This is a genomic window from Arthrobacter sp. ok909 (assembly GCF_900104405.1).
GTDB classification, from domain to species: domain Bacteria; phylum Actinomycetota; class Actinomycetes; order Actinomycetales; family Micrococcaceae; genus Arthrobacter; species Arthrobacter humicola.
This window is the reverse complement of sequence record NZ_FNJS01000059.1, coordinates 1-10,135: the sequence shown is the minus strand read 5'-3', so window position 1 is coordinate 10,135 and position 10,135 is coordinate 1. Positions and strand designations below refer to the sequence as shown.

At 63.0% G+C, this 10,135-nt stretch carries 8 protein-coding genes and 1 pseudogene; 3 read left to right on the top strand and 6 right to left on the bottom strand.

Features of this window, described 5'->3' with window-relative positions; genetic code table 11:
• From BLR03_RS23360 to purU, 6 genes and pseudogenes are all read right to left on the bottom strand, one after another.
• Nucleotides 1-275, bottom strand: a pseudogene (locus BLR03_RS23360) (IS982 family transposase); the annotation flags it as partial.
• Nucleotides 276-340: 65 nt separating this feature from the next.
• Nucleotides 341-1,951 carry an aminodeoxychorismate synthase component I gene (pabB, locus tag BLR03_RS23355; protein ID WP_175460682.1) on the bottom strand — a complete coding sequence of 537 codons (1,611 nt, stop codon included), beginning with the start codon at nt 1,949-1,951 and terminating at the stop codon, nt 341-343.
• A gap of 185 nt (nt 1,952-2,136) precedes the next feature.
• Nucleotides 2,137-3,012 carry a bifunctional 5,10-methylenetetrahydrofolate dehydrogenase/5,10-methenyltetrahydrofolate cyclohydrolase gene (locus tag BLR03_RS23350; protein ID WP_091256895.1) on the bottom strand — a complete coding sequence of 292 codons (876 nt, stop codon included), beginning with the start codon at nt 3,010-3,012 and terminating at the stop codon, nt 2,137-2,139.
• Entirely contained in the window at nt 3,009-3,635 is a 627-nt protein-coding gene (locus BLR03_RS23345; RefSeq protein ID WP_091256894.1) for a cyclodeaminase/cyclohydrolase family protein, read from the bottom strand. The genes BLR03_RS23350 and BLR03_RS23345 overlap by 4 nt, the downstream gene beginning before the upstream one ends.
• A 129-nt stretch (nt 3,636-3,764) precedes the next feature.
• Nucleotides 3,765-6,257 (bottom strand): GcvT family protein, encoded by a 2,493-nt coding sequence (locus BLR03_RS23340; protein WP_091256892.1) that lies wholly within the window; start codon nt 6,255-6,257, stop codon nt 3,765-3,767.
• A 54-nt stretch (nt 6,258-6,311) separates the two neighbouring features.
• A complete protein-coding gene (gene purU, locus BLR03_RS23335) occupies nt 6,312-7,226 on the bottom strand; it encodes a formyltetrahydrofolate deformylase (protein ID WP_091256891.1) in 915 nt (304 codons plus the stop codon).
• Between the two features lie 121 nt (nt 7,227-7,347).
• On the opposite strand from purU, the gene BLR03_RS23330 reads away from it, so the two are divergent.
• The 3 genes from BLR03_RS23330 to BLR03_RS23320 all read left to right on the top strand — a co-directional run.
• Nucleotides 7,348-8,028 carry a GntR family transcriptional regulator gene (locus tag BLR03_RS23330; RefSeq protein ID WP_091256890.1) on the top strand — a complete coding sequence of 227 codons (681 nt, stop codon included), beginning with the start codon at nt 7,348-7,350 and terminating at the stop codon, nt 8,026-8,028.
• A gap of 206 nt (nt 8,029-8,234) precedes the next feature.
• Nucleotides 8,235-9,533 carry a serine hydroxymethyltransferase gene (gene glyA / locus BLR03_RS23325; protein WP_091256888.1) on the top strand — a complete coding sequence of 433 codons (1,299 nt, stop codon included), beginning with the start codon at nt 8,235-8,237 and terminating at the stop codon, nt 9,531-9,533.
• A partial coding sequence (locus BLR03_RS23320; protein ID WP_139184662.1) for an FAD-dependent oxidoreductase occupies nt 9,533-10,135 on the top strand: 603 nt, incomplete at its 3' end. The genes glyA and BLR03_RS23320, both read left to right, overlap by 1 nt.

Here is a 10,135-nt window from a genome sequence, read left to right as displayed (position 1 = left end):
AGTCCGGACTGGTTGCGCAGGCGCTTGCCCCACCCGGATTGCCCGGGCAGGTTCGGGAACATGCCGGCCAGGTGCTTGTGAGCGTAGCGGATCCATTTGCGTTCCGAAGGGATGCCCAGCAGATGCTGCGCCGCGGCCAGGCAGAGCAGTTCCGCGTCGCTCAAGGCTGGTTTTCGGCCCCGGATCCGGGCGCGGGACCAGCCCAGGCCCGGCAGGACATGATCATCCAAATCGACGTAAAGTGTGGTCAGGAGGGTGTTTAGATCTGTCTTCACAAACAGGGTTTAACACCCTCCACCTTCAATTAACAGCGTCCACGCGGCGCACGCCCAATTCGGACTCACTCATCTAGGACACCAAGGATGGCCTTGGCTTTGGTGTGGATCTCTGCCAGCTCATCGTCGGGGTTGGAGTCGGCTGTGATGGCCCCGCCGATACCCACGGACAGCCGCTGCCGTTCCGCAGGACGGGTGTGGAAGACGGCGCTGCGAATGGTGACCGAAAGGTCAGAGGCGCCGTTTGGGGAAAAATAGCCAACCGCACCTGAATACGGTCCGCGCGGCTGGGATTCCAATCCGTCGAGGATGTCCATGCTGCTGATCTTGGGTGCCCCGGTCATGGAGCCGGGAGGATAGGCAGCCGCGATAACAGCCGTCCTTGACTGGTCACGGGCAATTGTGGCCTCTATGGTGCTTACCAGCTGGTGCACTGTCGGGTAAGTCTCCACGTCGCAGAGCCGTGTCACGGAAACTGTTCCCGGTTCGGCATGGCGGGACAGGTCGTTTCGCATCAGATCTACGATCATGATGTTCTCCGCCCTGTCTTTTGCCGAGGTCATGAGGTCGTGCTTCAGCTGCCTGTCTGCCCGTGGTGACCTGTCCCGCCGTCGGGTTCCCTTGATGGGTTCGGCACGGACGTGACCGCCCGCCGTGATACTGAGGAACCGCTCCGGGGAGGAACTCGCGATGGTTACTGCACCAAGCTGGACGAGGCTTGCGAACGGCGCCGGGCTGGACCGGCGGAGTCTGCGGTAAAAGTCCCACGGATTCATGCTCTCGTGGAGGTTGGTGAAGATTTGGGTAGTGAGGCACAGCTCGTAGGAGTTTCCCTGCGCGATTTCGTCCCGGGACGCGGCGATTTTTTGAAGGTAGGACGGGCCGGAGTCCGCGGCGCTGAACTGTACGGGCGGCAACCGGGCGCTGAGGCGCCGGGGCCTGGAAGGCAGGCGCCGGATGCGCCGGGCGGCGTTCGTGCACCATTGCTGGCCTTCTGCGCCGGCTTCGGCAAGAAGGTACATGCAGCGTGCCTCATGGTCGAACACCACGGCCCGGCTGCAGCGGATCAATGAGGCGTCCGGCAGTGGTGATTCCACCGCGTTGCCGCCACACTCGCGCTTGAGCTCGTAACCCAGGTAGCCCAGCCAGCCGAGGGCGAACCCCAGACCGGGGGGAAGCCCGGGAACCGGTGCCTGCCTGCTGTCCCAGTTCCTGTCCAGCCAGCTGAAGAAAGGACCCCGAAACCTCGCTGTCACCAGCTTTGATTCCATGATGGTCACGCCGTTCAGGTGCTGTGCCCTCATGCCGCGGCTGCCGGAATCGTCAGCCATGATGCTGTAGCGGTTACGTCCCGCGACTGGATCCGTTGCCGCGTTCGAACTGTCCAGCCAGACACGGTGGCTGGACAGCCCGTAGAACTCATGGAAGGCCGCTTCCGGATCCGGGTACTCCGCAAGCGGCACGCAGTGGAGGGCAGGGGCGGCAGGCAGGGACCGGAGTCCGCGAACTGCGGCGAGAGCGGGAAGCTGCGCCAGGGCCTCGGCAGCGTGAAGAGGCGCTTCAGGATGCGAGGGATCCAGGACGGTGATTTCAGGAGGCGCCCCGGCCGGGCCGTTGTTCTTCGGCCCGGCGAGTATTCGGAGCAGGCAGTTTCGGGTCTCGCCCCGGCTGGTCACGAGGATAACTTCTGGGCATTCGCCGGGCCCGTGGAGGAGATCCAGGTCGGTTTGAATTCGCACCGTGCAAAAGGAACTGAGCACCCGTTCGAGTGCGGCAACAAAGGCTCTCCCTTCAGGCGTATCCCCACCTTCGACGGCCACGACAACGGATTCCAGGTGCTGGCAGCTGGGTCTGCCGTGGATCACCCGGCAGATCCAAGGACCAAGGTGCGCGACTGCTTCCGCGCGGCCTCGGTTGTGTGCAGGAGAAGCAGGGATGTGGTGACAGAGCCGACGCCCCCGGGGACAGGTGTCAGTGCCGCGGCAACGCCGCGCACGCTGGCTTCATCGACATCCCCCACGAGGGAGCCGTCGGGAAGGACGTTGGTGCCGACGTCGACCACTACGGCAGCGGAAGAAACGTGGTCCCCGTTGAGCAGGCCGGCCCGCCCGGCTGCGACGACCACGACGTCCGCGGTCTTGGTGTATTTTTCCAGCGGACCCGACTTGGAGTGGCAGACGGTAATGGCTGCGTCGCGTTCCAGCAGCAGCAGCGACAATGGCTTCCCCACGACGGCAGAACGGCCAATGACGACGACGTTCCGGCCTGCGAGTGGGATGTCGAAATGGTCAAGGATCTCGATTACGGCGCGGGCCGTGGCAGGTGCGAACGAGGGCTGCCCGACAGCCAGCCGGCCAAGACTCAACGGGTTCGCGCCATCGACGTCCTTCTCCGGGGCAATATGCCCGACCAGCTCATCTGACTCGACGCCGGCAGGCAGAGGCGTCTGGAGGATGATGCCGTTCACTGATGGATCAGCGCTGAGGTCCTTTAGTGCAGCGGCCAAGTCCTCCCCGGTAGCATCGTGGCCGAGGTCCACAATGCGGCAACTGATCCCGGCCCTTTCTGCGGCCCGTTCGATGGACCGGACATACCAGTGCGTGGAGCCGTCGTCCGTGGCCACAACCACTGCGAGCGTTGGGTGCAGCCCGTCGGCCTCGAGGCCCCGGGCCTCATCGTGGGCTTTTTGCTGAATGGTCTTGGCCAGTGTCTTTCCGGAGAGGAGTAAGGTGCTCAACCGAGAATCCTTTCGCGCACACGCCGTACGAGGGAGTCCGCTGCCAGGATGACCTTTTCCTCCAGGCCGTCGGTTTGGTCAGCCAACCGTGAACGGGCTGCGGCGTCTTTGATGGCCACCACGTTAATGTCAATGTTCACCCGGGCCGTGGTGGCGGCTGCGCGGGCTGCGTCGGCGGCAGCGGCGATGTCGCTGATCACGTTGGCGTTGGCGACCTCGAAGAGTTCCGTTGCCAGATCCACGATGGCGCCGGCGAGCTTGATCAGCTGCGCGGGGGGTTGCGCGGCCAGGATGAGGGCTTCCTGGATGGCTGCCGTTCGTGCGGCCCTCAGGTCTTCCTTTCCGGACGGAAGTTTGTACGAATCGATGACGCCTTGGAACGCATGTTGGTCAGCGTCGGCCAGGCGCAGGGCCTCGACTACGAGTCCGTCGGCGGCGCTGATGGTTCTTTGAACGAGTTCGGCGTGCTGCTCGTATTTCGCACCGGTGGTGTATCTGGCAACCATGGCGACGAGCGCTGCCCCCTGAGCGGCGTGGAGGGCCGCGGCCGCGCCGCCACCGGGGGTGGGCTCGCGTGAGGCAAGGCGGGCGAGGTATCCGGTGATTGTTTCTGTACTGATCATGTGTCTTCCTGGGCTGAAGCTCGAGTCGACTGGGCGGGTTATGGGACGGGCCATGGACGAGCGGCGGCCCGAACTCTGGTTCGAGGACATGAGTCCGGGCCGCGCGCCCTTTAATGGTCCGGCGCGTGGTTAGCCGCGGAGCCTGGTCATCGTGGGGTCGTAAAGCGGATCTGCGGTGACTGTGGCCTGGATGCGCCGTCCGAAGTACTCAATCTCGACTGAGTCACCAACGGAGACAGCGGCCGGGAGGTACGCGTAGGCGATCGGCTTGGCGACGGTGTAGCCGTAGGCGGCACTGGTGACATAGCCGACCGCCTGGTCTTTGTAGAACACCGGTTCCTTGCCCAGCACGATGCTGCGGCCGTCGTCGACCGTCAGGCAGCGCAGGCGGCGGGAGGCGTTTTCCTCGGTCCGGCCTTCCAAAGCGGCCTTTCCGACGAAGCTTTCCTTGGTCATCTTGACGGCGAATCCGAGGCCGGCTTCCAGGGGGTCGTGCTCGGTGGTCATGTCAGTGCCCCACGAGCGGTAACCCTTTTCGAGACGCAGCGAGCTGAAGGCGGCCCGGCCCGCGGCGATAACGCCGTGAGGCTGTCCGGCCTTCCACAGTGCATCCCAGAGGCGCTGTCCATTGTCTGCACTGGTGTAGAGCTCCCAGCCCAGCTCGCCGACGTAGGACAGGCGCATCGCGGTGACGGTGACGCCACCGATGACCACCTTCTTGGCACGGAAGTAACGGAGGCCGTCGTTGGAGAAATCGTCGCTACTTACGGTGCTGATGAGGTCCCGTGCCAGGGGGCCCCACAGGCCGATGCAGCAGGTGCCTCCTGTCGTGTCGCGCACCTGGACCCAGTCGCTTGCGGTTCCGCTTTCCGTCTGGTGGCGTGCGGCCCGCTCAAAGTAAGCGGTATCGATGTTTCCATTGGCTCCGAGCTGGAAGGTGTCTTCGCTCAGGCGGGCAACGGTGATGTCGCTTCGGATGCCGCCGGCGTGGTCCAGCAGGAGGGTGTAGGTGACTGCGCCGGGCTTCTTTGTCATGTCCGCGGTGGTGAGTTCCTGCAGCAGCTTCAATGCTCCCGGGCCGGAGACCTCGAGACGCTTGAGTGGAGTCATGTCATACATGGCGACTGCCGTGCGGGTCTTCCACGCTTCCGCGGCGGCAATGGGCGAGCTGAACATTCCGGACCAGGCATCACGGGCAGGGGGCTGCCACTCAGCCGGCATCTCCTTCAGCAGGTCCGCGTTGGCTTCGAACCAGTAGGGGCGTTCCCATCCGCCGCCCTCCAGGAAGAATCCTCCCAAGGCCTTGTGGCGGGCGTAAAAAGGGCTGACTCGGAGGTTGCGGGGGGAGAGCTTGGACTGGAGCGGGTGCAGGACATCGTAGATTTCAACGAAATTCTGCTGTGACGTTTCGCTGACATATTCCGGGGTCAGCTGGACCTCTTCAAAGCGGTGAATATCGCAATCACCCAGATCGATCTCCGACCTGCCGGTGGTCAGCAGTTCGGCAACGGCACGGGCAATACCGGCTGAGTGGGTCACCCAGACGGCTTCGGCGACGAAGAAGCCATCCAACTCCTTGGACTCGCCCACCAGGGATCCGCCGTCCGGAGTGAAGGAGAAGATGCCGTTGAAGCCATCCTCAATGTCGCTTTCCCGCAGCGCAGGCAGCATGCGCTTGGTGGCTTCCCACGCCGGGAGGAAGTCTTCCAAGGTGAAATCCAGCCGGGACGGCATGTTGTGTTCGCTGATCGCGCCCGGCTCAAAGGTGCCCAGTTCGTCAAGGTCCACGGGCATCGGACGATGTGCGTAGGAGCCGATGCCGTAGCGATCGCCGTGCTCGCGGTAGTAAAGGTCCTGGTCCTGGTGTCGCAGAATCGGCAAGGACGCCCCGTTGGGCAGGTCGTTCTTGCCCTTCAACGCCGGCACCGGAGTGGTCTTGACGTACTGGTGGGCCAAGGGCAGAAGGGGGACGGACATGCCGATCATTTCGCCAATCTTGGCCCCCCAGAAGCCTGCGCAGGAAACCACGATGTCCGCGGGGATAACACCTTCGGACGTCTGGACGCCAGTGACGCGCCGGCCGGACTGTTCAATACCCGTGACCGTGGTGTTGCCCCGGTACTTGACGCCCGCGGCTTCCGTACGCTTGATCAGCAGCTGAACGGCGCGGGCGGCGTTGGCCAGGCCGTCGCTGGGGACATGGAGCCCTCCCAGGATGTCTTCCTCGTTCAGCAGCGGGTAGAGCTCCATGCACTCTTCACGCGAAAGGATCTTGCCGCTAATTCCGTACGATGCGGCGTATCCGAGCTTCCGCTTCAGGTCCGCGAGACGGGTCTCGGTGGTGGCGACCTCGAGGCCGCCGACCTGGTTGAAGCAGTTGACGCCGTCCTCGGTTAAGGACAGAAGCTTCTCCACCGTGTACTTGGCGAAGAGCGCCATGGACTTTGAGGCGTTGGTCTGGAAGACGAGACCGGGTGCGTGGGACGTGGAGCCCCCGGGCATATTCAGCGGTCCCTGGTCCAGGACGGTGATGTTGTTCCAACCCCGGGTGACCAGTTCGTCGGCCAGGTTTGTGCCGACGATTCCAGCTCCAATAATGACAATGCTTGGCGTCGATGCCATGTGGTTTCTCCTGCTGAGTTTCGTGAGTCTTCGTTGCTGGTTTGGTGGTCGTGTTTAGCGGAACACGACTGTGCTGGTTTGGTCCAGCAGCACACGGTGTTCGCAGTGCCACCGCACGGCGCGGGACAGTGCCAGGGCCTCGGCGTCCCGTCCGACTGTTGAAAGGGCGGTCGGTCCGTAGCTGTGGTCGACCCTGATGACTTCCTGTTCGATGATTGGCCCCTCATCCAGTTCCGCGGTGACGTAGTGGGCCGTGGCGCCCACCAGTTTGACTCCCCGGTCGTAGGCCTGGTGGTAGGGGCGTGCACCCTTGAACCCAGGGAGGAATGAGTGGTGGATGTTGATAGCCCGGCCTTCCAAAGAGCGGCAGAGGTCGTCGGACAGCACCTGCATGTACCGGGCGAGCACGACGAGGTCGATGTTATGCTCATCCACCAGTTCCAGGAGGCGCCGTTCGGCATCTGACTTTGTCTCGGGGGTCACCGGTAGGTAGATGAAGGGAAGGCCCGCGGCCTCGGCCATGGCCCTGTGGGTTTCATGGTTGGAAACGATGAGGGCGATGTCGCCCCCGAGGCTGCCGCCGCGCCAGCGGAAGAGCAGGTCGTTCAGGCAGTGGCCGAACTTGGACACCATCACGAGGACGCGTTGCTTGGTCTGGTCATAGAAGCTGAATTTCATGTCGAACCGGTCAGCGATCGAGCGGAATTCTTCCTGGAGCCTCTCCGGGGTGTGGTCCGCCGAGCCGGAGAATGCGGTCCGCAGATGCAGCGTCTGGCGGAGGCCGTCGTCGAACTGCTGGTGTTCGTCGATGTTAAAGCCACGCTCAAAGAGAAAGGTGGTGACCGCCTGGACGATGCCCGCGCGTTCGCCGCACGACAGTGTGAGCACGAATTTCTGCGTTTGGTCTTCCACGCGGGACTCTGACTGAGTCAGCGTGCTGGTAGATGAGTCTGTCGCCACTAGGGTCATGTCTCCTCCTTAGATATATTTCAAGATTCATAACTGATATATTAGCGCTGGGATTCAGCGTATACTGGTCAATGGGTGAGGTCAATAGCCTTCTTGGCTTGAATGAAAAGGGGACCACGTTATGGCTTTTGAAGTTCTGGCAATCGCTGACGAGGCGGCAAAGAGGTCGTTGGCTGACGTAGCCTACGAGCGCATCCGGGACAGGCTGCTGATGCTTGACATCAAGCCCGGCGATCTCCTCAATGACGACGACCTCGCCAAGGACCTCGGCGTCGGGCGGACTCCGGTGCGTGAAGCCTTGAAGCGGTTGGAGCTCGATCGCCTGGTGGTTTCCTATCCGCGAAGGGGAACTTTCGCGACGCGAGTGGAGGTCACCGACCTTGCGTTCATTTCCGAAATACGAACCCAGCTCGAACCCCTTGCCGCCTCCCGGGCTGCGCGGGTGGCGACGGAATCAATGAGGGAGCGATTACGGGGTGTTATGCGCGCCGTCGAGTCTTTCGACACCAGTACCGCATCCGTGGTCGAAACCCTGCGGCTGGATGCTCGGGTGCACCAAGGCATTTACGCCGCCGCCGGCAATCCCCACCTCGAGGACGTCCTGATTCGCTACGACAATCTCGCGATACGAATCTGGTGCATGGTCCTGGATCGCCTTCCCGACCTTTCACGCCACGTGCATGAGCACGTGGAACTGCTCCGCGCGGTTATCGACGGCGATGAGACCCGGGCAGCGGAGCTCGCGCGCATCCACGTCAGCGGCTTTGAGCACGCTGTACGCGAAGCTCTTTTCGCCACCTAGGCAGGATCTCCAGCGGCCTGAAACGCCTGAAGCGCAGCCCCCGGGCTGCGCTTCAGGCGTTTCAGGCCGCTTGGTTCGTTCGCGGCCCTGGCTCAGCCGGCCAAACCGGCCGGAAAATCTGTTGACACCCACCGGAGTGAATAGCATACTTGAATCACGAAACTAATATATCAACCGGATATTAGATAGCAGACTTAGGAGAAATGATGGTCGACGTTCTGACCCGTTCGCTCGCAGAGACCGATCCGCTGATCCACGCCGCGATACAGCAGGAACTGCTGCGCCAGCAGGGGACCCTGGAGATGATCGCCTCCGAAAACTTTGCGCCGACGGCCGTCATGGAAGCGCAGGGATCTGTGCTGACCAACAAGTACGCCGAGGGCTACCCGGGCAAGCGCTATTACGGCGGCTGCGAGCACGTCGACGTCGTGGAGCAGTTGGCCATCGACCGACTCAAATCACTCTTCGGTTCCGAATTCGCTAACGTCCAGCCCCACTCCGGCGCCCAGGCCAATGCAGCGGCGATGTTCGCGCTCATCCAGCCCGGAGACACCATCCTGGGCCTGAACCTGGCCCACGGCGGCCACCTGACCCACGGCATGCGTATCAACTTTTCCGGCAAGCTCTACAAGGTAGTCCCGTACGGAGTCCGTGAGGACACCATGCAGATTGACATGGCCGAGGTGGAGCGCCTCGCCGTTGAGAACAAGCCGCGTCTGATCGTGGCCGGCTGGTCCGCCTACTCCCGGCAGCTGGACTTCGCCGAGTTCCGCCGGATCGCGGACCTGGTCGGCGCGTACCTGATGGTGGACATGGCGCATTTCGCCGGCCTGGTGGCAGCCGGTCTGCACCCGAACCCGGTGCCGCACGCCCACATTGTCACCAGCACCACGCACAAGACCCTCGGCGGCCCGCGCGGTGGTGTGATCCTGACAAATGACGCCGACATCGCCAAGAAGGTCAACTCTGCGGTGTTCCCCGGACAGCAGGGTGGACCGCTGGAACATGTCATTGCCGCTAAGGCCGTGGCATTCAAGCTCGCTGCTGAACCATCCTTCCGGGAACGCCAGGAACGCACTTTGGAGGGCGCCCGGATCATCGCAGAACGGATGCTGTCCGCCGATGTTGCAGAGTCCGGTGTGACCGTAGTCAGCGGTGGCACTGACGTGCACCTGGTCCTGGTGGATCTGCGCAATTCGGACCTGGACGGCCAGCAGGGCGAAGACCGGCTTCACCGGATCGGCATCACGGTCAACCGCAACGCCGTGCCCTTTGACCCGCGTCCGCCGATGATCTCTTCCGGTCTTCGGATCGGAACGCCCGCACTGGCGACGCGTGGGTTCGGGAAGGCAGAATTCACTGAGGTCGCGGACATTATCGCCGCAGCCCTCAAGCGCGAGTTCAGCGACGAGACCGTGGTGGATCTTCGGCAGCGGGTCGAAAACCTCGCCGAGAAATTCCCCCTCTACCCCAACCTCTCCTCTGACGCGACCGGGGCAGCATAATGAGCACGGAACAGCTGCCGGAGCACCCGGACTTCCTGTGGCGCAATCCCGATCCCAAGAAGAGCTACGACGCCGTGATTGTCGGCGGCGGCGGACATGGCCTGGCAACGGCGTATTACCTGGCCAAGAACCACGGGATGACCAACATCGCCATCCTGGAAAAAGGCTGGCTCGCCGGCGGCAACATGGCACGAAACACCACGATCATCCGCTCCAACTACCTCTGGGATGAGAGCGCGGCGATCTACGAGCACGCCCTGAAGCTGTGGGAGATCCTGCCGGAGGAACTCGAGTACGACTTCCTGTTCAGCCAGCGCGGGGTGATGAACCTGGCCCACACGCTGGGCGACGTCCGCGAAAGCATCCGCCGGGTCGGGGCCAACAAGCTCAACGGCGTCGACGCCGAGTGGCTGGACCCGCAGCAGGTCAAGGAACTCTGTCCCATCCTGAACATCAACGACAACATCCGCTACCCGGTGATGGGTGCCACGTACCAGCCGCGCGCCGGGATCGCCAAGCACGACCACGTTGCGTGGGCGTTCGCCCGCAAATGCGACGAGCTCGGCGTGGACATCATCCAGAACTGCGAGGTCACGGGCTTC

Coding starts and splice junctions, on each gene's coding strand:
- glyA (WP_091256888.1), top strand. CDS start 8,235: ATGGTCGACGTTCTGACCCGTTCGCTCGCAGAGACCGATCCGCTGATC.
- BLR03_RS23330 (WP_091256890.1), top strand. CDS start 7,348: ATGGCTTTTGAAGTTCTGGCAATCGCTGACGAGGCGGCAAAGAGGTCG.
- BLR03_RS23345 (WP_091256894.1), bottom strand. CDS start 3,635: ATGATCAGTACAGAAACAATCACCGGATACCTCGCCCGCCTTGCCTCA.
- purU (WP_091256891.1), bottom strand. CDS start 7,226: ATGACCCTAGTGGCGACAGACTCATCTACCAGCACGCTGACTCAGTCA.
- BLR03_RS23340 (WP_091256892.1), bottom strand. CDS start 6,257: ATGGCATCGACGCCAAGCATTGTCATTATTGGAGCTGGAATCGTCGGC.